19 protein-coding genes and 2 pseudogenes are annotated in these 24,211 nt (G+C 58.9%); 12 read left to right on the plus strand and 9 right to left on the minus strand.

Annotated features, from left to right (window positions below):
* Positions 1-72 precede the first annotated feature (72 nt).
* Together C7477_RS14600 and C7477_RS14605 are read left to right on the plus strand one after the other, a co-directional pair.
* Positions 73-2,127, plus strand: a complete 2,055-nt coding sequence (locus tag C7477_RS14600) for a TRAP transporter permease (RefSeq protein WP_110753489.1) — start codon at positions 73-75, stop codon at positions 2,125-2,127.
* 362 nt (positions 2,128-2,489) lie between these two features.
* Positions 2,490-2,798: pseudogene (locus C7477_RS14605) on the plus strand (IS3 family transposase); the annotation flags it as partial.
* Positions 2,799-2,972: 174 nt separating this feature from the next.
* Here the strand turns inward: C7477_RS14605 and C7477_RS14615 are convergent.
* Both C7477_RS14615 and C7477_RS14620 read right to left on the minus strand, forming a co-directional pair.
* Positions 2,973-3,467 (minus strand): hypothetical protein, encoded by a 495-nt coding sequence (locus tag C7477_RS14615; protein WP_146226106.1) that lies wholly within the window; start codon positions 3,465-3,467, stop codon positions 2,973-2,975.
* A 518-nt stretch (positions 3,468-3,985) separates the two neighbouring features.
* Positions 3,986-5,773 (minus strand): glucan ABC transporter ATP-binding protein/ permease, encoded by a 1,788-nt coding sequence (locus C7477_RS14620; protein ID WP_110753493.1) that lies wholly within the window; start codon positions 5,771-5,773, stop codon positions 3,986-3,988.
* Positions 5,774-6,030: 257 nt separating this feature from the next.
* Between C7477_RS14620 and C7477_RS14625 the strand changes: the two genes are divergently transcribed.
* From C7477_RS14625 to C7477_RS19000, 4 genes are all read left to right on the plus strand, one after another.
* Positions 6,031-7,014: an RluA family pseudouridine synthase gene (locus tag C7477_RS14625; protein ID WP_110753495.1), complete on the plus strand. Its 984-nt coding sequence runs from the start codon at positions 6,031-6,033 to the stop codon at positions 7,012-7,014.
* The gene (locus C7477_RS14630; RefSeq protein WP_110753498.1) at positions 7,014-7,688 is read left to right on the plus strand and encodes an HAD-IA family hydrolase; all 675 of its coding nucleotides are present in this window, start codon (positions 7,014-7,016) and stop codon (positions 7,686-7,688) included. Before C7477_RS14625 ends, C7477_RS14630 begins: the two co-directional genes overlap by 1 nt.
* A complete protein-coding gene (locus C7477_RS14635; protein ID WP_110753500.1) occupies positions 7,681-8,466 on the plus strand; it encodes an ATP12 family chaperone protein in 786 nt (261 codons plus the stop codon). The genes C7477_RS14630 and C7477_RS14635 overlap by 8 nt, the downstream gene beginning before the upstream one ends.
* Positions 8,467-8,634: 168 nt before the next feature.
* Positions 8,635-8,784 carry a hypothetical protein gene (locus C7477_RS19000; RefSeq protein ID WP_181418434.1) on the plus strand — a complete coding sequence of 50 codons (150 nt, stop codon included), beginning with the start codon at positions 8,635-8,637 and terminating at the stop codon, positions 8,782-8,784.
* Between the two features lie 122 nt (positions 8,785-8,906).
* On the opposite strand, the gene glnA is transcribed toward C7477_RS19000, so the two are convergent.
* Positions 8,907-10,316, minus strand: coding sequence for a type I glutamate--ammonia ligase (gene glnA, locus C7477_RS14640; protein WP_110753501.1), 1,410 nt, complete (start codon positions 10,314-10,316; stop codon positions 8,907-8,909).
* 219 nt (positions 10,317-10,535) lie between these two features.
* Positions 10,536-10,874 carry a P-II family nitrogen regulator gene (locus C7477_RS14645; RefSeq protein ID WP_110753503.1) on the minus strand — a complete coding sequence of 113 codons (339 nt, stop codon included), beginning with the start codon at positions 10,872-10,874 and terminating at the stop codon, positions 10,536-10,538.
* A gap of 449 nt (positions 10,875-11,323) precedes the next feature.
* On the opposite strand from C7477_RS14645, the pseudogene C7477_RS14650 reads away from it, so the two are divergent.
* A pseudogene (locus C7477_RS14650) lies at positions 11,324-12,196 on the plus strand (NAD(P)H-hydrate dehydratase); the annotation flags it as partial.
* 76 nt (positions 12,197-12,272) lie between these two features.
* On the opposite strand, the gene C7477_RS14655 reads toward C7477_RS14650, so the two are convergent.
* On the minus strand, positions 12,273-13,085 hold the full coding sequence (locus tag C7477_RS14655) for a DUF72 domain-containing protein (RefSeq protein WP_110753507.1): 813 nt from the start codon (positions 13,083-13,085) through the stop codon (positions 12,273-12,275).
* 203 nt (positions 13,086-13,288) lie between these two features.
* Entirely contained in the window at positions 13,289-16,213 is a 2,925-nt protein-coding gene (gene uvrA, locus C7477_RS14665; RefSeq protein ID WP_110753509.1) for an excinuclease ABC subunit UvrA, read from the minus strand.
* A gap of 597 nt (positions 16,214-16,810) precedes the next feature.
* Between uvrA and ssb the strand changes: the two genes are divergently transcribed.
* Positions 16,811-17,332 (plus strand): single-stranded DNA-binding protein, encoded by a 522-nt coding sequence (gene ssb / locus C7477_RS14670; protein WP_110753511.1) that lies wholly within the window; start codon positions 16,811-16,813, stop codon positions 17,330-17,332.
* 200 nt (positions 17,333-17,532) lie between these two features.
* Here the strand turns inward: ssb and C7477_RS14675 are convergent, their stop codons facing one another.
* Positions 17,533-18,159, minus strand: coding sequence for a MarC family protein (locus tag C7477_RS14675; protein WP_110753513.1), 627 nt, complete (start codon positions 18,157-18,159; stop codon positions 17,533-17,535).
* A 364-nt stretch (positions 18,160-18,523) separates the two neighbouring features.
* Here C7477_RS14675 and gyrA point away from each other — a divergent pair, with 364 nt between their 5' ends.
* Positions 18,524-21,214 (plus strand): DNA gyrase subunit A, encoded by a 2,691-nt coding sequence (gyrA, locus tag C7477_RS14680; RefSeq protein ID WP_245411853.1) that lies wholly within the window; start codon positions 18,524-18,526, stop codon positions 21,212-21,214.
* 110 nt (positions 21,215-21,324) lie between these two features.
* Here gyrA and C7477_RS14685 read toward each other — a convergent pair whose 3' ends face one another.
* A complete protein-coding gene (locus C7477_RS14685; protein ID WP_181418435.1) occupies positions 21,325-22,002 on the minus strand; it encodes an ATP-dependent Clp protease proteolytic subunit in 678 nt (225 codons plus the stop codon).
* Positions 22,003-22,106: 104 nt separating this feature from the next.
* A complete protein-coding gene (locus tag C7477_RS19005) occupies positions 22,107-22,259 on the minus strand; it encodes a hypothetical protein (protein ID WP_181418436.1) in 153 nt (50 codons plus the stop codon).
* Between the two features lie 179 nt (positions 22,260-22,438).
* Here C7477_RS19005 and coaD point away from each other — a divergent pair, with 179 nt between their 5' ends.
* From coaD to C7477_RS14700, 3 genes are read left to right on the plus strand one after another with little or no spacing between them, the layout of a single operon-like run.
* Positions 22,439-22,933 carry a pantetheine-phosphate adenylyltransferase gene (gene coaD / locus C7477_RS14690; RefSeq protein ID WP_110753519.1) on the plus strand — a complete coding sequence of 165 codons (495 nt, stop codon included), beginning with the start codon at positions 22,439-22,441 and terminating at the stop codon, positions 22,931-22,933.
* A 23-nt stretch (positions 22,934-22,956) separates the two neighbouring features.
* Positions 22,957-23,547, plus strand: coding sequence for a peptidylprolyl isomerase (locus tag C7477_RS14695; protein WP_110753569.1), 591 nt, complete (start codon positions 22,957-22,959; stop codon positions 23,545-23,547).
* Between the two features lie 30 nt (positions 23,548-23,577).
* Positions 23,578-24,084, plus strand: coding sequence for a peptidylprolyl isomerase (locus tag C7477_RS14700; protein ID WP_110753521.1), 507 nt, complete (start codon positions 23,578-23,580; stop codon positions 24,082-24,084).
* Positions 24,085-24,211: the final 127 nt, after the last annotated feature.

Below are 24,211 nucleotides of genomic sequence, written 5' to 3' on the forward strand. Positions count from 1 at the left end.
GGAATGATTGCCGGGCCTTCACCTTTTCAAACAATGATAAAACAACAATGAGGGCGAACGGAGCATACCTAAATGGCGACACATCAGACACCCTTGCCATCTCCCATGGAACTGGACGAAGCCAAAGCGCGGGAGCTTGAGGAAAAGTTCGATTCCGAGATCCGTTTCCGCCCGCTGGCGCCTGCTGCCGCCCGCCTGGTCGGCACCCTTCTCGTCGCGCTGTCCATCTTCCATTATTACACCGCCGGCTTTGGTCTTCTGCCCGAAATGATCCATCGCGGCATCCATCTGTCATTCGTGCTCGGCCTCGTCTTTCTGGTTTTCCCCTTTACCCGCAAAGGCTACGACCGGCCTGCCGCCGCCAGCCTGCTGAGGCCGCTCGGCATATCCATCATCGACTGGCTGCTGGCCATCGGCGCGGTTGTGGCGGTATTGCACGTGCCGCTCATTCCGCTGGACGATCTCGCCTTCCGCGTCGGCAATCCAACCACCTCGGATGTCATTCTGGGCGGTCTGCTGATCCTTCTTCTGCTCGAGGCGACACGCCGTTCGGTCGGCTGGCCGCTGCCGATCATCGCGCTGATTTTCATGGCGTATGCGATCTATGGACCGTCCATGCCCGGCATATTGGTCCATCCCGGCGCGACCGTTCCACAGCTCATCGACCATCTTTACCTGACGACGCAAGGCATCTATGGCATCGCGCTCGGTGTCGTCGCGACTTACGTCTTCCATTTCGTGCTGTTCGGCGTTTTTGCCACGCGCATCGGATTGGGCCAGCTCTTCCTCGATTGCGCCGCCTGGGTCGCCGGCCGCTTTGCCGGCGGTCCGGCAAAGGTCTCGATCTTCGGATCGGCGCTGTTCGGCATGATTTCCGGCTCCTCCGTCGCCAATACCGTCACCGTCGGCTCGCTGACGATCCCGGCCATGAAGCGGCTCGGCTACAAACCGCATTTCGCCGCAGCGGTCGAGGCGGCATCCTCGACCGGGGGACAGATCATGCCTCCGATCATGGGAGCGGCCGCCTTCCTGATGGTCGAATTTCTCAACCTGCCTTATACGACCATCGTCCTCGCCGCGATCGTTCCGGCCTTCATGCATTTCTTCGGCGTGCTGATCCAGGTGCATTTCGAGGCCAAACGCACGGGACTGCGGGGCATGACGCCGGAGGAAATGCCCGACCTCAAGGCTGCCTTCAAGCGCGACTGGCCGACGGTCATCCCGCTGGTGGTGCTGCTCACCGTTCTCCTGTCCGGCTATACGCCCTATCTGGCGGCATTCTGGGGTATCACGCTGTGCGTTGCGGTGGGACTTCTCAATCCGCGCAGGCGCATGTCGATTGTCGAGGTTTTCGAAGGCTTGCGCGATGGCGCAAAATACGCGCTGGCGGTGGGCGCGGCTGCGGCGACCGTCGGCATCATCGTCGGCGTGGTGACGCTAACGGGCGTCGGGTTCAAGATTTCCTATATCGTCACGACGACCGCGGCGCAGCTGGCGGGCTGGTTCGATACTTTTATCCCGGCTGCCATGGCAAGCCCGCACGCACTGACATTGCTGTTCACGCTGATCATGACCGGCCTCGTCTGCATCCTGATGGGCTGCGGCATTCCCACCACGGCCAATTACATCATCATGGCGACGATCGCAGCCCCGGCGCTCGGCCTGCTTGGCGTCGAGCCGATCGTGGCGCATTTCTTCGTCTTCTATTATGGCGTGCTCGCCGACATCACACCGCCGGTGGCGCTGGCGGCTTACGCCGCGGCCGGTATGGCGGGGGCGGATCCGTTCAGGACCGGCAATACCGCCTTCCGCTTGGGGTTGGGCAAGGTATTGGTGCCCTTCGTCTTCGTGTTCTCGCCGTCGCTGCTGCTGGTGACGTCGGATTTCACATGGCCGGCATTTTTCACTGCCCTGATAGGCTGCATAATCGGCATCACCTGCCTTGGCGCCGCCCTTTCCGGCTTCCTGCTGGTGCGGACGAAAATCTGGGAACGGTTCCTGCTGATTCTGGCGTCCGTTCTGCTTATCGCTCCCGAAATCTATTCATCGCTTTTGGGGGTGGTGCTGATCGTCCCGGTGCTCATCAGGCACATCGTAAGCGCGCGGCACTCCCCGGTGCCCGCATGATGCCCGAACCTAGGGTCTGTCAGGACTCCACTGAAACGCTGATAAGGAAGGCGCATAGTCCTGCCGTCATTCTCGGGCTTGTCCCGAGAATCTGCCATAAAGAAAAAGATAAGCGATTACCGTCCTGACAGATTAGGCCACGGTAGATTCTCGGGACAAGCCCGAGAATGACGGCGAGAGGGGCGCTGTTTCAAGCTAGTTCTGACAGACTCTAGAGCATTTCACTTTTGGATGGAACGATACTTTTTTGTCGGGTGCGGCAACTTCACCGTTGAGGCATGGATTCCTGTGACAAGCACAGGAATTGTCTGTTTGTTTCATGCTTAATTGGCGCTGAGGCTGGATGTGGATCGCCTGTCGGTCGCGCGCGCAGCGACATGGCCATGAAGATCGAGATACGCCGCGTGTTCGAAGCGAACTTCCGGGTCTATGGCGTGCGCAAGGTCTGGCGGCAATTGAAGCGGGAGGGCTTCGAAATTGCCCGGTGCACCGTCTCTCGGCTCATGAGAACGATGGGGCTTCAGGGTGTCATTCGTGGCAAGTCGGTCCGCACCACCGTCAGCGACAAGGCGGCGCCATGCCCGCTCGACCATGTAAACCGCCAGTTCAAAGCTCCCGCGCCCAACAGGCTCTGGATTTCTGATTTTACGTATGTGGCCATCTGGCAGGGCTGTTACGCCGCGATCGGCGCACCAGCTAAATCGCTGGCCGCGCGGACATAAGCTTTGCGGTTATTGGGATTGCGGATATGCGCGGTAAAGAATTCAAGGAAACGCACACGCAGGTTCGCCGGCCGCCGATAAGCGCCGGCCTAACGTATTCAGATGGAAGCGGGGGAAGCTGGCTCACAGGGCAGCCCGAAGCCGCACACGCTCAGCAGTGGAAAGTCGCTGCGCGACGGCGATCAGCAGATCACCGATCGTGCGATCATCCAGTGCCGAGTCATCAGCGCTGCGACTCTGATAATAGTCGTTGGTAACGTTGATCCGAAAAGCGGAACTGGGAGGCTTGCCGTACTGGCCGAGGAAAGCCGTCAAAGCTTCACTCAGCTCTTCATAGAGTTCGTCATCTTCGGGCACTTGGGTGAACCAGGACTGAAGCTGCTTTTCGGTCCGCCGACCGTTGCGGGGCTCGTCGTTGACGTATTCTGCAGCGGTCATGTCCTTATAGCCGCAAAATTTGGACGGGCCGAAAAGCCACGATCCGGTATTATCCAGATAGGCGTACCACGCGCGCGCGAAGGCAAGACGGCGTTGAAGTTCGGTGCTTGTGTCCAACTCCGCCTTAAAGTTCTCGATGTTGCGAATAGCTTGGGTCAGAGTGGGGACGATGGTCGACATGAGAATATCCTTCTTGCAAAACGTGAACTTCATGTTGTTCGTGCATTATATGTATTTGTTTATGGAAACTATGTCAACATCTTCACGAATAAAATGTACAAGATTCCGATGCCGCGCTCCTGATCTGATAAAGGCCACTACACTACGTTGTAGTGGCCATCAAAGACATGCCGCTCTTTCGGGCCTCCGGCAAAGCCGGCGCGGTTCACCCTCCTCTTCCGTCATTCCTGTGCTTGTCACAGGAATCCATGCCTCAACCTATCCATTCACGACAACGGCGCAAAAGGACACCAAGCGATTCCATCAAAAGAGGAAGCTCTCTAAGGACCCGTCCGCAAATAACTGAGCGAACCGGATAAGTCATTACGAGCCTAAAGGGAAACCAGCCAGGCGAAAAATCAAACGCCCTATGATTCAGCTATTTGCGGACGGGCCCTAAGATCAGTTACCTGTGATAAAAACAAAAAACCCGGCGGAGGAATATTCGCCGGGTTTTTGAATTTTTAATGGGGGTGACGTTACGCCGCCGCGCCCTTCACCGGGAACGGCATCACATTGCTTGTTTCCTTCTCCGCCGTGTCCTCTGCAAGCAGACCGCCGGCGCGCAGCAGGGCGGCAAAGCGGCCGTTCTGGGCGGCGAGTTCGTCGAACTTGCCGGCTTCCACCAGACGGCCCTTGTCAAGGAACAGCACGAGGTCGGCATTGCGCACGGTCGACAGGCGGTGAGCGATGATGAACGTCGTACGGTTGCTGGAGAGATCGTCGATCGCGTTCTTCACCTGCGCCTCGGTTTCGACGTCGAGCGCGCTCGTCGCCTCATCGAGAACCAGGATTGGCGCGTTTTTCAGCACAGCGCGGGCAATCGCCAGGCGCTGCCTCTCGCCGCCCGAAAGCTGAGAACCACGCTCGCCGACAACCGTGTCGTAACCGGCACTCTTGGAGAGAATGAAATCATGCGCCGCCGCCGCTCGCGCCGCGGCGTGGACGTCCTCGTTGGAAGCGTCGGTGCGGCCAATGCGGATATTATCCTCGATCGAGCGGTTGAACATGCCCGCATCCTGGAAAACCGTGGCGATGGCATGGCGCAGCGAATGGCGGCTGATTTCGCGGGTATCCACGCCATCGATCAGGATACGCCCATGCTGCGGATCGTAAACGCGCTGCAGGAGATTGATCAGCGTCGTCTTGCCGGCACCCGTAGGCCCGACGATGGCGATGGTCTGCCCCGCCTTCGCCTCGAAGGATACGTCATAGACGCCTTGGCCGGAATTGGCGAACTCGAAGTTCACATTGTCAAAGACGATATTGCCCTCGATGTGATCGATCTGACGGGCGGACGCCGGCTCTTCGCGGTCGGCTGTCGCCTCTTCCATCTCGAAAAATTCTTCCAGCTTCGCGCGGGCCGTCACCGTCTGGTTGACGAAATTGCTGACCTGGTCGAGACGGCCGATCATCAACTGGGCAAAGCCGATGAATGCAACGACTTCACCGACGCGCAGCTCCCCCTTGGTGACGAGATAGGCGCCAAGAAGCAGCACGATAATCATCGAAATGGTGGACGCCATCCGGTTGAGGCCGCTGGCCAGCGCCCACCAGTTGAGAACCGGATTCTGCGTCTGCAACAGGCGGGTCGCATATTGCTGGAGCGAACGGGCCTCTTCGGTGATACGGTTATAGCTTTGCAGCACGGCGACATTGCTGATCGAGTCGCTGACATGCTCGAACACCTTGTGATGGTGGCGCTCCACAGCGGCCTGTCCATCCTTGGTCTTGCGCATGACCAGCTGGCCGATCATCACATAAATGACGCCGAGAACGACGAGAACAAGCGACAGGCGCAAATCCATAGTCATCGCGGTCGGCACGAGAATGCCCAGCGCCACGATGGTGCTCAGATGGTTGCGCAGGAACTCCAGCCACAGGCTGGAGAGCGAATCCGTGGCGCGGATCAGCGTATGCAGCGCATTCGAAGTGCCGCGCTGGTGATGCCAGCCGAGCGGCATGGTGATGAGGCGCTCGAAAGAATCCGAGAGAACGCTCAGGCGGCGCTTGTGCGCCAGCCTGTCAGCGCCGAGCGATACCAGCACGAAGGCAACGACATTGAACACGCCGAGACCGGCCCACATCGCCAGCGTCGGAAGGATCGCAGTCTTGTCGGAAATGGAATCGATCACCCGGCCAAACAGGATCGGCTCAGCCACCGTTATCAGCGCCAGCACCATGTTGGCGGCGCATATCAGGATGGTTGTCCGCTTTTCAGCGCCCAGATACCGCAGCGATCGCCAGTAAACGCTTAGCAAGGACAATTTGCCACTCCAACGGTTCGAGGATATTCCCGGCGCGCGAAAGCGTCGCAATACTCCATCGAAATAGGTAGTGAGGGTTTCGCTATTAGTGAAACCATAATTTGCAACGTCCTGTAACTGGCCGTGATCAAAGGATTTTTCCTGTCCGGCTGATTCATCGCATTAACTCCGTTACATCGGCAGGAGAGCTCCTGCCAAGCTTGGCGATTGCGCCTGTGGGTGATAGACGGGGCGGTGCAATAACAGGTTTGGAAAATATGGCAGGCGTAGAGCAAAAGACGGTGGATGCGGACGAGACGGGAATGCGGCTCGACCGCTGGTTCAAGGTGCATTATCCCGGCTTGGGTTTCGGACATCTGCAAAAGCTGCTGCGTTCGGGCCAGATCCGCGTCGATGGCGGCCGCGCCAAGGCCGATACAAGGGTCCAGCCCGGACAGTCCATCCGTGTTCCGCCGCTGGGTGTGGATGAAAAGGCCCCGGGCCCGCTGACAGGCCGCACCATACGCGGACAGGAAGACGGCGATGTGCTGGCGCAGATGCTGCTTTTTGAAAACGAGAAGGTCTATGTCTTCAACAAGCCCGCCGGCCTTGCCGTGCAGGGCGGATCCGGCGTTGTGCGCCATGTCGATGACATGCTGGAAGCCTGGCGCAACAAAAAAGGGGAAAAGCCCCGGCTGGTGCACCGGCTCGACCGGGATACATCGGGTGTTTTGGTGGTGGCCAAAACCCGCGGCGCCGCGCAGGCGCTCACCAAGGCCTTCCGCGAGCGCGATACCAAGAAGACCTATTGGGCCCTGGTGAGAGGGGTTCCGCGCAAACGCGAGGACAAGATTTCCACTTGGCTGGTCAGGGAAGCAACGCCCGACGGCGACCGGATGCGGATATGCGAGCATGGCGAGCCGGATGCCGACCACGCCGTTTCCTATTACCGCGTCATCGAGGCTGCTGGCCGCGCGCTGACCTGGCTTGAGATGGAGCCCTATACCGGGCGGACGCACCAGTTGCGCGTTCATGCCGCCCATATCGGCAATCCGATCATCGGCGACCCCAAATATTTCGAGGCCGACCAGAACTGGGATTTTCCCGGCGGTCTCCAGAACCGCCTGCATCTCCATGCGCGGCGCATCCGTATTCCCAACCCCGGCGGAGGCATCATAGACGTGACCGCGCCCCTGCCGCCGCATATGGTACAGAGCTGGAACCTGCTCGGATTCAGCGAAACGCTGGCGGATATGGAATAATGCGGCTCGTCCTGTTCGATTGCGACGGAACGCTGGTCGATAGCGCGGGCGTCATTCATCGCTGCATGGCGCGAACCTTTGCCGAGGCCGGCATAGCTGAGCTCGATGAGGCGGCGACGCGCTCGGTCATCGGCCTTTCGCTCGATCATGCAATTGCCCGGCTTCTGAAGTGTGATATCGATGCGTCGGTTCTGGCGTTGGCGCAGCGATACAAGGATCATTTCGTCGCCATGCGTGGCGAGCCGGACTTTGCCGAACCGGCGTTCCCCGGCGTTCCGGAGCTGATCGCCGAATTGGCGCGCCGCGATGATATCGTCATCGGCATGGTCACCGGCAAATCGCGGCGGGGCGTACGCAAGGTTCTGGAAATGCATGGGCTGACCGAGCATTTCATGGTGGTGCGGACAGCGGACGATTGCCCATCGAAGCCGCATCCGGCGATGGTGCTGGAAAGCTGCGTGGAAGCAGGCTTCAACCCATCCGCCGCTCTCGTCATAGGCGACGCCATCTACGATATGGAGATGGCGCGCGCGGCAGGGGCACTCGCGGTAGGCGTTTCGTGGGGCTATCATACGCCGGAAGCGCTGCGTGCAACCGGCGCGCACCATGTGCTCGATGTGCCGGCCGATTTGCTGGCGGTGCTTGAAAACCAACAAAGGCTGCTCGATGCGTGACATTCTGAACGATCTCGAAAACGGCGAAGGGCCCGATCCCATGCGCCGCGCGCAGGAAGCGATGCGGACGCCGCTGCCGAAGAAATTCTATACGGCCGTCACCGTGGCTGAAGCCGATGGCGGCTATGGCGTCTATCTCGACGGCAAGCCGGTCCGCACACCGGGACGCCGCGCGCTCATCCTGCCGACGTCAGCCGCGGCGCAGATCGTCGCCGACGAGTTCGCCCTCCAGCAAAAAATCATCGATCCCGCCCAAATGCCCGCAACCCGTCTCGCCAATACGGCGATCGATGGCGTGGCGGACGATCCTCAAGCGGTGGTGGAAGATCTCTTGCGCTTTGTCGCCTCCGACATGCTGTTTTACCGGGCCGATGCGCCGGAAGAGCTGGTCAAGCGGCAGGCGGAAGGCTGGGACCCGCTCATCGATTGGGCTTCGTCCGCCTTGAACGCGCATTTCATTCTTGCGGAAGGGGTGATGCATGTCGCCCAGCCGCGCGAGGCGCTGGCGGCCTTCGGAGTGCATATAAAAGCTTTTTCCGATCCGATCGCCCTTGCCGCGCTTCATACCATGACGACACTGACGGGATCGGCCATCCTGGCGCTTGCCATCGCCAGAGGCGAAATCGGGGTCAGGGAGGGCTGGAAGCTCGCGCATCTCGATGAGGACTGGACCGTCGAGCACTGGGGCGAGGACGCTGAGGCGCAAGCGCGGCGCGCCGCGCGCGAGGAGGAGATGATGGCGGCAGCCGCGATGCTTGCCGCAACCTCTTCATCTTGATGTCTATAATACGCCTCGTTTCGCTGCTGATATCCCTAGAGCGCCGCGCATCCGATTGGATGCGCAAAGGACGCTCTAGCACTTTGAAATGCTGCATAATTTTATCCTTAAATCGAATCCGATTTAAGGAATTATGCAGAGGCAAGGCTCGAACAGAGGAGTTGTCCGATGTCCCGTCCTTATATGTGCCTGGCGCTGACTTTCATCGCTGTGCTGGTTTCGTCACTCCATCCCTACGACACTCCGCAGGACACGGAGACGATGCCCGCGACACCGGAAGAGCACGCAAAGCCCTCTATCTCTCGCGGCAAAAAATAGGTTCCTCCCAAGGCTAGAACCCGCCCAAACAAAAACCCCGGCATCCATGATGCCGGGGTTTTTTGTGGCTAAACAAAAGCTTGGAGCAGAATGCCAATTGCATCCCGCTACAAAGCCGATGATCAGACCGAGTAGTACATGTCGTATTCGACCGGATGCGGCGTCGTCTCGTAACGCATCGTCTCCGCCATCTTCAGCTCGATGAAGGCGTCGATCTGGTCGTCGTCGAACACGCCGCCGGCCTTCAGGAAGCCGCGATCCTTGTCGAGGCTCTGCAGCGCTTCACGCAAGGAACCGCAGACAGTCGGGATCTTCTTGAGTTCCTTCGCCGGCAGGTCGTAGAGATCCTTGTCCATGGGCTGGCCCGGATGGATCTTGTTCTTGATGCCGTCGAGACCGGCCATCAGAAGGGCCGCAAAGCCGAGATAGGGATTCGCCGCCGGATCGGGGAAGCGGACTTCCACGCGCTTTGACTTCGGCGACGAGCCGAACGGAATGCGGCAGGAAGCGGAACGGTTGCGCGCCGAATAGGCGAGCAGCACCGGCGCCTCATAGCCCGGAACCAGACGCTTGTAGGAGTTGGTCGACGGGTTGGTAAAGGCGTTGATTGCCTTGGCGTGCTTGATGACGCCGCCGATGAAGAACAGGCAGTTCTCGGAAAGGCCCGCATATTCATTGCCGGCGAAGGTCGGCTTGCCATCCTTCCAGATCGACATGTGGACGTGCATGCCCGAACCGTTGTCGCCGAAGATCGGCTTCGGCATGAAGGTCGCCGTCTTGCCGTAGGCATTGGCTACCTGGTGCACGACATACTTGTAGATCTGCATCTTGTCGGCGTTGCGGACCAGCGTGTCGAACTTGAGGCCGAGTTCGTGCTGCGCTGCAGCCACTTCGTGGTGATGCTTCTCGACCGTCACGCCCATTTCGGTGAGAACGGTGAGCATTTCGGAGCGCATGTCCTGCGCGCTATCGACAGGCGGAACCGGGAAATAGCCGCCCTTGACGCGCGGACGGTGGCCGAGATTGCCCGTCTCGTAATCGGTGTCGTCATTCGACGGCAGTTCAGTCGAGTCGAGCTTGAAGCCGGTGTTGTACGGATCGACCTTGTACTTGACGTCGTCGAAGACGAAGAATTCGGCTTCCGGGCCGACGAAGATGGTGTCGCCGATGCCGAGCGACTTGAGGTATGCTTCCGCCTTCTTGGCGGTGGTGCGCGGGTCGCGGTTATAGGCCTCGCCGGAGACCGGATCGAGAATGTCGCAGATCACGACCATCGTGGACTGGGCGAAGAACGGATCGATATGCGCGGTCTCGACATCGGGCATCAGCACCATGTCGGACTCGTTGATGGCCTTCCAGCCGGCGATCGAGGAACCGTCGAACATCACGCCGTCGGTGAACATTTCCTCGTCGACCATGCCGACGTCCATCGTCACATGCTGCAGCTTGCCCTTCGGGTCCGTGAAGCGGAGATCAACGAACTTTACGTCGTTGTCCTTGATCTGTTTTAGAATGTCATTTGCAGTCGTCATTTCTTTTTTTCCTCATTAGAGCACGATCCAGAACCGAAGGCCGGTGCAAGATGCTGGCATGTTTTCGGATAAGATCATGCGGATAAACAAGCACTTAAGATGCAGGATGTTCTATTCACTTAAATGCATCCTGCTCCAACACGACGATGGATGATGGGCGTTAGCATGATCCCGAAAAGTTGCAGACTTCCAGGTAAGATCATGCGGCTAAACAAAAACTCAGACCGCGTCGATGCCGGACTCGCCGGTGCGGATGCGGATGACTTCCTCGATGTTGGAAACAAAGATCTTCCCGTCGCCGATCCGGCCGGTCTGCGCCGCCTTGCGGATCGCCTCGATCGCTGCTTCCACGGATTCGTCGCCCAGAACGACTTCCACCTTCACCTTCGGCAGGAAGTCCACGACATATTCAGCCCCGCGGTAGAGTTCCGTATGGCCTTTCTGGCGTCCGAAACCTTTGGCCTCGGTGACCGTGATGCCTTGAAGACCGACTTCCTGAAGGGCTTCCTTCACTTCGTCGAGCTTGAATGGTTTGATGATGGCTTCGATCTTTTTCATCAGCGGACTCCGCTTTCCCTTAGAGAGAAACGGACCTTGCGCCCGTTTCGCCCTAAAGCAAGCAGGAACCATGCCAAAATGATGACGGTTTGCCCGGTTTCGCGATTTATCTGCGGCAGCGCTGAAAAACAGGTGGAAATGTTTCAGGACTCCCGGTGAATGTGTAAGCGACGCTGTTGATAGCGCGCATATGCGGCGCCAAACTGGGCAGAAGATGGGCATTTTGCATAAGAAATAGTCACGAGAGCATGATCCCGAACCAAGGTCAGCTGCAGGTCGTCATTCTCGGGCTTGTCCCCGAGAATCTGCCATAAGAAAAAAGAAAAACAATTTCCGTTCTGACAATCAGACCTCAGTAGATTCTCGGGACAAGCCCGAGAATGACGGCCAGAGGAACGCTGTTTCAAGCTAACCCTGACAAACTCTAAAGGATGCGCCCCATGCCTGAGCCGACATGCTTCGAGAACACACCGGAACTCTGGCGGGCGAGTTGGCCCAGGCTGGCGGTCGATACGCATAAATACCGGCGCGGGCACGTCGCCGTATTTTCCGGCGGCCTTGCCTCGACGGGCGCGGCAAGGCTCGCCGCGCGGGCGTCGGCGCGCATCGGGGCAGGGGCGGTGACCGTGCTGTCACCACCGGATGCGATACTTGTCCATGCCGTGCATCTGACCAGCATCATGCTGCGCAAGACGGAGACGGTCGCCGATGCCTGCGCTTTCATCAGGGACCGTAAGGTTCGCGCCGCCGTCTTGGGACCGGGCTTTGGGGATGACCCCAAAATTTACGCTCTGGTTCCGGCGCTGCTCGACCGGCGGCGCTCGGGAGAAGAGTTCCATGGGCTGGTGCTCGACGCCGACGGGTTGACCGCGTTCGAGGATAATCCGGACGCTCTGTTTCAGGCTGCTGAGAAGAAAGGCGCGAATGCGCTGGTGTTGACGCCGCACGAGGGAGAATTCCATCGCCTGTTTCCCGCGATTGCCGAGGATACGGGGTTGTCGAAGCTCGATAAGGTAAGGGCGGCGGCAAGAAGCGCCAATGCGATCGTGGTCTACAAGGGACCGGACACGGTGATCGCCGCGCCGGATGGCCGGGTCGCGATCAACATGAACGGCACACCGCTGCTGGCAACCGCTGGATCAGGCGATGTGCTGGCAGGCATGGCGGCCGGCCTCATCGCGCAAGGCATGCCAGCCTTCGAAGGCGCCGCAGCCGCCGTATGGCTGCATGCCGATGCTGCAAGGCGGTTCGGTCAGGGGCTGATCGCGGAAGACCTGCCGGGAATGCTGCCTGAGGTGCTGCGGGCACTGGCGAAAGAATAGAAAAGCACCGCCTCATATAAAACAAGGATTTAACACCATTCTCTGAATCAATCAGAAAGAGACTTCTCGCGCCACTTCAACCCGCGGCTTCGATCCGCTCCATGAATGCCCGCGCAGCGTTGGGCGCGCGAACCTTGCCCTCGTGGATGAAATACACAAACACGTCGCGCGGCTTTTGCGATACTCCGTGCTGCGCGTCCGCATAGGTCAGATCATCAGGCGCTCCGCCCTCGGCCCAAAGCTGCGCCCGCTCGGCCCAGCCTCCAAGCGCCGCCGGCGCATAAGCCGTGGGAATATCGTCATCGCCCTTCTGCAATCGCGCATAGACGAAATCGGCGGTGATGTCGGCGATTTCAGGATAGTCGAAATGCTCCGCATAGGTGATCGCCACGCCATATTTGCGGGCGAGCGACACGAATTCCGGCACCGCGAATGAGGGATGGCGGACCTCGACCGTATGGCGCAACCTCAAGCCGCCCTGCTTTTCAGGCAGGAGCGCGAGGAAGGCACCGAAATCGACCTCATCGAATTTCTTCGTCGGCGCGAATTGCCAGAGGATTGGTCCAAGATGCGACCCCAACTCCGTGATGCCCTGCGTAAGAAACCGCTCGATCGATTCACCCGCTTCCGCCAGCACGCGCCGATTGGTGATGAACCGGTTTCCCTTCAATGAGAAGACAAACCCATCCGGCACCTCGCTCGCCCATTTGGCGAAGGTTTCCGGCTTCTGCGAGCCGTAATAAGTGCCGTTGACCTCGATGGTCGGCATCTGCCGGCTGGCATATTCGAGCTGACGCCTCTTGGGCAGATCGTCCGGATAGAACGTCCCCTCCCAAGGCGCGAAGGTCCAGCCGCCGATGCCTGCCCGTATCGTGCCCTTATTTGCCACGGCCTTTTCTCCTGTTCAGAGGGATTCTAAGAGAGGTCGGCGGGACAGTACCCCCTCTGTCCTGCCGGACATCTCCCCCTCAAGGGGGGAGATTGGCCTTCATTGATGGCGGCGCTTCATCTTGCAACGCCTACGGTTAGCGAAATCTCCCCCTTGGGGGGGGTGCCCGGTAGGGCAGAGGGGGGGCCTCGCGGCACACTCAATTACTCCGCCGCTTCCGCCTTGCCCCTCGGACGCCGCTCGAGCAGCTCCTTGAGGTACCGTCCCGTATAGGAGCGTGGCTGCTTCACGATATCCTCCGGCCGACCCACCGCGACGATCTCTCCGCCGCCATCGCCGCCCTCAGGGCCAAGGTCAATCACCCAGTCGGCGGTCTTGATGACCTCCAGATTGTGCTCGATCACCACCACCGTGTTGCCCTGGTCGACGAGCTCATGCAGCATTTCCAGGAGTTTCGCCACATCGTGGAAGTGCAGGCCGGTCGTCGGCTCGTCGAGGATATAAAGTGTGCGCCCTGTGGAGCGCTTCGAAAGCTCTTTGGCGAGCTTGACGCGCTGCGCCTCGCCGCCTGAAAGCGTCGTCGCCTGCTGGCCCACTTTGATATAGCCAAGCCCGACATCGAACAGCGCCTGCAGCTTGTCGCGCACGCCGGGCACGGCGGAGAAAAACTCCGTGCCTTCCTCCACAGTCATGTCGAGCACATCGGCGATGGATTTGCCCTTGAAGGTGACGTCCAGCGTCTCGCGATTGTAGCGCTTGCCGTGGCAGACATCGCAGGTGACATACACATCCGGCAGGAAGTGCATCTCGATCTTGATGACGCCGTCGCCCTGACAGGCCTCGCAGCGGCCGCCCTTGACGTTGAAGGAGAAGCGCCCCGGCTGGTAGCCGCGCGCCTTCGCCTCCGGCAGGCCGGCGAACCAATCGCGGATCGGCGTGAACGCGCCGGTATAGGTGGCGGGGTTGGAGCGCGGCGTCCGGCCAATCGGCGATTGGTCGATGTCGATCACCTTGTCCAGATGTTCCAGCCCGTCGATCCGGTCATGCTCCGCCGGATGCTCACGCGATCCCATGATGCGGCGCGAGGCCGCCTTGAACAGCGTCTCGATCAGGAATGTCGATTTGCCGCCGCCCGAAACGCCGGTCACGCAAGTAAACGTGCCGAGTGGAATTTCGGCGGAGACACTCTTCAAATTATTGCCGCGCGCACCCACCACCTTGATGCGCTTGGTTTTCGAAACCGGGCGGCGCTCGCCGGGAACCGCCACCTCCCTGGTACCCGATAAATATTGCCCGGTCAGCGATTTCGGGTTCGCCATGATTTCGTCCGGCGTGCCTTCGGCGATCACCTCGCCGCCATGGATTCCGGCCGCTGGCCCCATATCCACCACATAATCGGCCGTCAGGATCGCATCTTCGTCATGCTCGACCACGATGACCGTGTTGCCCAGATCGCGCAAATGCCGCAGCGTGTCGAGAAGCCGTGCATTGTCGCGCTGGTGCAGGCCGATCGACGGCTCGTCCAGCACATAGAGCACACCGGTCAGGCCCGAACCGATCTGCGAGGCAAGCCGGATGCGCTGGCTTTCGCCGCCCGAAAGCGTGCCGGAATTGCGCGAAAGCGTCAGGTAATCGAGGCCGACATCATTGAGAAAGCGCAGGCGTTCGCGAATTTCCTTGAGGATGCGCGCGGCAATCTCATGCTGCTTTTCGTTGAATGTCGCGTCGATATCGCGGAACCAGGCATCCGCCTTGCGGATCGACATTTCCGTGATCTGGCCGACATGCAGCCCGCCGATCTTGACGGCGAGCGCCTCCGGTTTCAGGCGATAGCCATTGCAGGCGGGGCAGGGCGTCGATGACATGAAGCGCTCGATCTCCTCGCGCGACCATGCCGAATCCGTCTCCTTCCACCGCCGCTCCAGATTGGGGATAACACCTTCGAAGGTCTTGGTGGTCTTGTAGGCGCGCAGGCCGTCATCATAGGAAAAGGTGATTTCCTTGGTGCCGGTGCCATAAAGGATGGCTTTTTGCGCCTCCTCGGAAAGATCGCGCCAGCGCGCGCCAGGCTTGAAGCCATAGGCCTCGCCCAGCGCTTCCAGCGTCTGGTTGTAATAGGGCGAAGAAGACTTGGCCCATGGGGCGATCGCGCCGTTTTTCAGGACGGCATTCTCATCCGGCACGATCAGGTTAGGGTCTATGGCCTGATGCGTGCCGAGCCCGTCGCAACTCGGGCAAGCGCCGAATGGATTGTTGAAGGAGAAAAGCCGCGGCTCGATTTCGGAAATAGTGAAGCCGGAAACGGGGCAGGCGAATTTTTCCGAAAACAGCAGCCGCTCATGCGTCTCGTTGGCGGATTTGTTGGCGGCGCCACCTTCCGCGGTTTCCTCCCGCGGCAGCGGCTTGTCGGCGAATTCGGCGATGGCCAACCCATCGGCCAGCTTGAGACACGTCTCAAGACTATCCGCCAGCCGCGAGGCGAGATCGGGGCGCACCACGACACGGTCCACCACCACATCGATGTCGTGCTTGTACTTTTTGTCGAGCGCGGGCACCTCGGCGATCTCATAAAAGGTGCCGTCCACCTTGACGCGCTGAAAGCCCTTCTTTTGCAGCTCCGCCAGCTCTTTTTTATATTCGCCCTTGCGCCCGCGCACGACAGGCGCGGTGATATAGAGCCGTGTGCCTTCCTCCAGCGCCAGGACGCGGTCGACCATCTGGCTCACTGTCTGACTCTCGATCGGCAGCCCGGTCGCAGGTGAATAGGGCACGCCCACGCGCGCGAAGAGCAGGCGCAGATAGTCATAGATTTCCGTGACGGTGCCCACGGTGGAGCGCGGATTGCGGCTCGTCGTCTTCTGCTCGATGGAGATGGCGGGAGAAAGCCCATCGATCTGGTCGACATCCGGCTTCTGCATCATCTCCAGAAACTGGCGCGCATAGGCCGAAAGGCTCTCGACATAGCGCCGCTGTCCCTCGGCATAGATCGTATCGAAGGCGAGCGAGGACTTGCCCGACCCTGATAGGCCCGTCATCACGGTAAGCTTGTCGCGCGGCAGGTCGAGATCGACGTTTTTCAGATTGTGCTCGCGCGCACCGCGTATGGAGATGAATTTCTGATCGTTCATTCGCGCCCCTGCCATCCTTCATCCGCGAAAATCAATAGGCGTCCGGACGTTCTATCACCAGAACAAATATCGAACAACCGCCTCATCAGATAAGCCATGCAAAAAGTGATGACAAGATCCCAGGAAGTCAGTTGACGAAGGCTCCTGACAGGTACCATATTCAAAGGGTGATCGAAGGCAATGAGATGACCATATGGACGAGCGGCCATCGTAAATGTCTTTCTCGATTACGAGGCAATTGACAGGAAGGAGAGGCTTATGAGTCCACCTGATAATGTGCCCATGATCGGTAAGAAACGGCGTTGATGCGCCATAAGCCGATTGCCCAAAATTCGATAAATGAGTTGAAGGAAACGAAAAGCGCAAGCGACAAGCGTTTCCCGAAGAGTTTGCCGGTGAATAACTACCGGCAAAAAGGGTAATCCCCAATCGGCCCCGCGCGCCAGGAACCGAAGAGCGGCGGGGCCATCCATGTCAGTGAACAGGGAAGAGTGAGATAGTGAGTAGGGGATTTTCTGCTCACTATCTCACTACTCACTATCTCACTGACCCTCACTCCTGTATGATGCCGCAAACACAAAAGTTGGAGTGGGTTTCATGGCAGGCAGCGTCAATAAGGTCATCCTCGTCGGCAATCTCGGAGCGGATCCGGAAATCCGGCGCCTCAATTCCGGTGAGCCGGTGGTCAATCTGCGCATCGCCACATCCGAGAGCTGGCGCGACAAACAGAGCGGTGAGCGCAAGGAAAAGACCGAATGGCACAGCGTCGTCATTTTCAATGAAAACCTCGCCAAGGTGGCTGAGCAATATTTGAAGAAGGGCGCGAAGGTCTATATCGAAGGTTCGCTGCAGACGCGCAAATGGCAGGATCAGACCGGTAACGAACGCTACACGACGGAAATCGTGCTGCAGAAGTTCCGTGGCGAGCTACAGATGCTCGATTCACGCGGCGAAGGCGCCGGTAGCGGCGGCGGACGCTTCGAAGGCGGCGGGCGCGGCAACCAGATGAACGATTATTCCAATCAAGGCGGCTCGGATTTCGGCCGCTCGAGCCCGTCTTCAGGTAGCGGCGGCGGCGGCGGGTTCTCGCGTGATCTGGATGATGAGATTCCGTTCTGATGATTGGCGCCTCCTTCCCCTTTGCGGGGATGAGAAGCGTTCGGCCATAGGCCGAGGAAAAGCCAACGATTTGGCTTTTCCAGCGACGAACGCTCGCGTTAGCGGGCGGATGGGTGTGGAGGCGGTTACGCTCTATTCTGCATCACCCCCACCCCCTCACTTGCGTATCGCGACCCTCCTCGCAAGGGGGGTAAAAGGCTTCACCCCGCCACCAGCGCCTTCACGCCATCCGCCACGAACTGCACCGCCAACGCCGCCAGGATCACGCCAAGAAGCCGTGTCAGGATGGAGCGGCCGGTCTCGCCGAGAAAACGGTCGATCCGTTCGCCGAGCAGAAGCACCAGATAGGTGAGCACGATGCAGGCGAGGAGGATCAGGACCAGCACCAGTCGCGATCCCGTATCGTAGAACGAGCCGCCGAGCAGGATCGTCGCCGAAATCGCGCCGGGACCGGCGATGAGCGGGATGGCCAGCGGGAAGGCCGCGATATTGCGGATGTGATCCTTGGTTATGGCCACCTCCGCGCTCTTTTCCTTTCGCTCCTGCCGCCGTTCGAAGATCATGTCGAAGGCGATCCAGAACAGCAGTAGCCCGCCCGCGACGCGGAATGCGCCGATGGTGATGCCGAACACGCCTAATATCTGAGCGCCGGCAATCGCAAACAGCGCCAGCACACAGAATGCGATGATGCTGGCGCGCAGCGCCACCTGACCACGCGCTTTCCGGTCCATTCCCGTCGTCAGCGCCAGGAACAGCGGCGCGAGCCCCGGCGGGTCGATGGTCACGAGCAGCGTGACGAAGGCGCTCAGGAGTGTGTCGTAAATCATCTGCGCGGTGCTTCCTGCAAAAAGGGAGTAGGGGAGTAAGGGAATAGGTGAGTGGGGAAGATTTTGTTAAGAAAACATACTCCTTTACTCACCTATTCCCTTACTCCCCCTCAAAACGAAGCCAATCATGGCTCCATTGTGTCGGGCGATTCCCGCCCCTTTGTAACCCTCTTTCTATCATATTGAAATATATAGCTAATTATCCTCTGACAAAAGCCTCGTAAATTGGTGTTTCCAGACAATTTCCGTTATAAGGGCAAGATCGATTCCTTGCATGAAAGACGTTTGAACAGTGTCAGATCAAACTCCGCCGCCCGGTCATGAGGGTCCAAACGGCATCGAGCCGATTTCCATCGTCGAGGAAATGCAGACCTCCTATCTCGCTTATGCGATGAGCGTGATCGTGAGCCGCGCGCTTCCCGATGCGCGCGATGGCCTGAAGCCGGTTCACCGCCGCATTCTCTATGCCATGAACGAGATGGGGCTCGACTGGAACAAGGCCTACCGCAAGTCCGCCGGTGTCGTCGGCGAGGTGATGGGTAAGTTCCATCCCCATGGCGACGCCTCGATCTACGATGCATTGGTGCGTATGGCGCAGGATTTCTCGCTGCGCGATCCGCTGGTCGATGGGCAGGGCAATTTCGGCTCCATCGATGGCGATCCGCCGGCGGCCATGCGTTATACCGAATGCCGCCTGGAGAAGCTTTCCGAGACGCTTCTTGAGGATATCGACAAGGAAACGGTCGATTTCAAGGAGAATTACGACGGGCGCGAGCTGGAGCCGACCGTTCTGCCCGCACGTTTCCCGAACCTTCTGGTCAACGGCTCCGGCGGCATTGCCGTCGGCATGGCAACCAATATTCCGCCGCATAATTTGACCGAGATCATCAATGGCTGCATTGCCCTGATCGACAATCCGGCGATCGAGCTGCCGGAGTTGATGGAGATCATTCCGGGGCCGGATTTCCCGACTGGCGGCATTATTCTGGGCCGTTCAGGCATCAATTCAGCCTACACCACCGGGCGCGGCTCGGTCATCATGCGCGGCCGCGCCGCGATCGAGCCCATGCGCGGCGATCGCGAGGCGATCATCATCACCGAGGTTCCCTATCAGGTGAACAAGGCGACGATGATCGAGAAGATGGCCGAACTGGTGCGTGACAAACGCATCGAGGGCATTTCCGATCTGCGCGACGAGTCCGACCGCGACGGCTACCGCGTCGTGATCGAGTTGAAGCGCGATGTGGTTGCCGATGTCGTCTTGAACCAGCTTTACCGCTATACCCCGCTGCAAAGCTCGTTTGGCGTCAACATGGTTGCGCTCAATGGCGGCAAGCCGGAGTTGATGAATCTTCTCGACCTGCTGCGCGCATTCGTCTCCTTCCGCGAGGAAGTTGTCAGCCGCCGCACCAAGTTCCTGCTGCGTAAAGCCCGCGACCGGGCGCATGTCTTGGTCGGCCTGGCGATCGCCGTCGCCAATATCGACGAGGTCATCGCCCTGATCCGCCGCGCGCCCGATCCGGCGACAGCGCGCGAGCAACTGATGGAGCGCCGCTGGCCGGCGCTGGACATCGCGCCGCTGATCGCGCTGATCGCCGATCCGCGCCATGTGCTGAATGAAGATAACACCTACAATCTGTCCGAAGAGCAGGCGCGCGCCATCCTCGACTTGCGGCTCCAGCGCCTCACCGCGCTCGGACGCGACGAAATCGCCGATGAACTGAACAAGATCGGCGAGGAAATCCGCGATTATCTCGATATTCTCGGATCACGAATCCGCATCATGAATATCGTCAAGGAAGAGCTCATCGCCCTTCGTGACGAATTTGGCACGCCGCGCCGCACCGAGCTGGGCGAGGGTGGCCCGGAGATGGACGACGAAGACCTGATCGCCCGCGAGGATATGGTCGTCACCGTCAGCCATGCCGGTTACATCAAGCGCGTTCCGCTTGCCACCTATCGCGCGCAGCGCCGCGGCGGCAAGGGCCGCTCCGGCATGGCCACGCGAGAAGAAGATTTTGTTACCCGCCTGTTCGTGGCGAATACGCACGCTCCGGTCCTGTTCTTCTCCTCGCGCGGCATTGTTTATAAGGAAAAGGTCTGGCGCCTGCCCATCGGCACGCCGCAATCGCGCGGCAAGGCGCTCATCAACATGCTGCCGCTCGAGCAGGGCGAGCGTATCACCACCATCATGCCGCTGCCGGAAGATGAAGCGAGCTGGGCCAATCTGGACGTCATGTTCGCCACCACGCGCGGCACGGTGCGTCGCAACAAGCTCTCCGATTTCGTCCAGGTCAACCGCAACGGTAAGATCGCGATGAAGCTCGAAGAAGAGGGCGATGAAATCCTCTCCGTCGAGACCTGCACGGAATTCGACGACGTGATGCTGACGGCGGCGGGCGGCCAGTGCATCCGCTTCCCGGTCACCGACGTGCGCGTCTTCGCCGGGCGCAATTCCATCGGCGTACGCGGCATCAATCTGGCGAAGGGTGATCATGTCATCTCGATGGCCATCCTGCACCATGTCGATGCGACGCCCGCCGAGCGCTCCGCCTATATCAAGCGTTCCATTGCCGAACGCCGGGCGCTGGGTGCGGATGATGCGGATGATATCGTGGTGGTCGGTGAGGAAGTCAGCGCCGATGCGGAAATCAACGACGAGCGCTATCAGGAGCTGAAGGCCCGTGAGCAAAGCGTTTTGACCGTCAGCGAATATGGCTATGGCAAGCGTTCTTCATCCTACGAGTTCCGCATTTCCGGCCGCGGCGGCAAGGGCATCCGCGCCACCGACACGTCCAAGACCGATGAAATCGGCAAGCTCGTGGCGCTCTTCCCGGTGGAGGCGAAGGACCAGATCCTGCTGGTGTCGAACGGCGGACAACTGATCCGCGTGCCGGTGGACGGCATCCGCATCGCCGGGCGTTCGACCAAGGGTGTGACGATCTTCAACACCGCCGATGATGAGCGGGTGGTGTCCGTCGAGCGCATCTCCGAAACCGAGACCGAGGAGGTCGAGGAGGGAGATGAGGGTGCGTCAGGCGGGGATGTTGAGTAGGGGCATCAAGCCCTGATCAAATCTGAGATAACGCTGTCCTGCCGGACATCTCTCCCCCAAGATGGGAGACTGGCTGGCAGGGCAGCTTTTTTATTTTGATACTTTAAGCCTTATCCGGAAGACTTATCCGCATCGAAAATATACGCTGATGCAGCGCCTGGGTATTCAACGGACAGAACTTCGCTTGCCAAGCCGATCTTGACGGCTTCCGTGTCTCCAAACGTCTTGGAGGTATATTCGGACTTGAGCATTTGCTGGATATCGTTTTCGCTCAGGTTGCTGCATCCGGTATAAGCTTTTAAAAAATAATTATTCGCATTTTTCAGCTTTTCGGCTTCTCTGCTAATCGCATCCGGTTTGTAATTACCTGAGCCGAGCGAAGCCGCTGCTGGATGAAGAAGAAAGGTTGCGCCGTTCATGACGTAACGCTGCGTGGCGGCGCAATAAAGCAGCGTGCCGGCTGAGTCCGTTACAGCTTCATTGATCGTTCGAATGGGAATTTTCGAGCTTTTGATAGCCGCATACCCCGTCCATGCGGCCTCCATATCGCCACCGTAGCTGTTGATATAAAGATTGATGATCTTCGCTTCTGGCTGACGAATATTGAATCTGTCAATCGCCGACTCCAGATCGACTATTTTCTGATTAGTAATATTCCCTGAGAAATGAATATTTATATCCTGGCCGGATAAATTCGCTTTTCCATCGGGGAGAACATATCTGACCTCTGAATGAGCACTGCCCGCCAATAGGGTTGCGCAAGCAATAATAGGAAGAAGCTTTCTCATAATGCTACTCCGCCATTGAGGCACATGTAGAAATAAAGAAAGGCAGCGCATGGGGGATGCGCCACCTTTCTTGTTTTGGCTGGAGGGCCAGGTAAACTCGTATATTACCGCCGGTCGCGGGGAAGGCGGCGCATGGTGTTGATGTTGAAGACCGGTGCCGCAACCTTCGAGCGCGCGGCATTTTCCTCAACCAGCAAAATGATTGCCGCGACGCTCATCGCGATGATCATGGATAGCGAGAGAAGAATTATCAGCATCGGAACTTCCTTTCGCAACACATACGCTTTTAACACGAAAAAAGTTGCATAATCGTTGTCTCTTAGTGTCAAATGTGAGCTGAATTGTTCGTGAAGACCTTGTTCATTTTAAATTCATAAAATGGCATTTCCTGAATCCGACCATTGAAACCCATCCTCAAACGCATTACGCCAAACACATGACCATCGCGCTTTATGCCGGATCGTTCGATCCCATGACTAACGGCCATATCGATGTCCTCAAGGGCGCGCTCAGCCTTGCGGATGAAATCGTCGTGGCAATAGGCATCCATCCCGGCAAGTCACCGCTTTTCTCTTTCGAGGAGCGCGTGGCCTTGATCGGCAAAGCGGCGAAGGCAATCTTTGGCGCGGACGCCCAGCGCATTCGCGTGGTTTCGTTCGACGGGCTTGTTATCGACGCGGCGAGGGCGCATGGCGCCACGCTCATGGTGCGAGGCCTGCGGGACGGGACCGATTTTGACTACGAAATGCAGATGGCAGGAATGAACGGTATCATGGCACCGGATTTGCAAACCGTATTCTTGCCCGCATCCGCAACTGTGCGCGCCGTCACCGGCACGCTGGTGCGCCAGATCGCGTCGATGGGCGGTGATATCAGTCCTTTCGTACCGGCGGTTGTCGCCGGCGCGCTGAAAACCAAATTCCAATCCTGATTTGTTTTATGGAGAAGATATCCATGTCGATATTCCGCACAGCTATGGCTGCAATCGCGCTTGTTGCGTTCACGCTGACAGCGTCCGTTTCCGCCCGCGCGGCCGACCCTGAGAATACGCTGGTCCTGACCCTGAAGGACGGCGACGTGGTGATCGCGCTGCGTCCGGACCTTGCGCCCAAGCACGTCGCGCAAATCAAAAGGCTGGTGCGGGCAAGCGCATACGATCATGTCGCCTTCCACCGCGTCATCCCCGGCTTCATGGCGCAGACGGGCGATGTCGAGTTCGGCAACTCCAAGAAGGGCTTCGATGCCGCGCGCGTAGGCACCGGCGGCTCCAAGCTGCCCGACCTGCCCGCTGAATTCTCCAAGGAGCCCTTCGTGCGCGGCACCGTCGGCATGGCCCGTTCCGCCAACCCCAATTCCGCCAATTCGCAATTCTTCATCATGTTCGGCGACGGCTCGTTCCTGAACGGCCAGTATACCGTTGTCGGCAATGTCGTCAGCGGCATGGATGTCGTCGACAAGATCAAGAAGGGCGACCAGGCCGACAATGGGGCGGTCAAGGATCCCGATGAAATCATCAAGGCCGTCATTCAGGCCGACAAGAAGTAACACCCATACATACATATAAGGAGGCCTGAAATGGCTTATAAAGACCCGGAAAACACCCTCGTTCTGGAAACCACTAAAGGCCAGGTTGTCATCGAACTTTTCCCAGACATGGCTCCCGGCCACGTCGCCCGCATCAAGGAACTGGCGCGCGAGAATGCCTATGACGGCGTGGTGTTCCACCGCGTCATCGATGGTTTCATGGCGCAGACCGGCGACGTGAAGTTCGGCAAGACCGGCGGCACCGATTTCAACCCGGCCCGCGCCGGCATGGGCGGTTCCACCAAGCCGGACTTGGCTGCGGAGTTCTCCAACACCAAGCACACCCGCGGCACCTGCTCGATGGCGCGCAGCCAGAGCCCGAATTCAGCCAACTCGCAGTTCTTCATCTGCTTCACCGACGCCCCGTGGCTCGACCGGCAATATTCGGTCTGGGGCCAGGTGATCGAAGGTATGGACAATGTCGACAAGATCAAGAAGGGCGAGCCGGTAAAGGACCCGGATACGATTGTATCGGCGCGGATTGCGGCTGATCTGTAAATTTAACGGAACCGCTGGCGGGACAATACCCCCCTCTGTCCTGCCGGACATCTCCCCCTCAAGGGGGGAGATTACGCCTTCATCGGTCTTCGGCACCAATCGCAAACGTTGAAGAATGTGAGCCGAG

Source organism: Paramesorhizobium leguminum (genome assembly GCF_003217235.1).
Lineage (GTDB): Bacteria > Pseudomonadota > Alphaproteobacteria > Rhizobiales > Rhizobiaceae > Paramesorhizobium > Paramesorhizobium leguminum.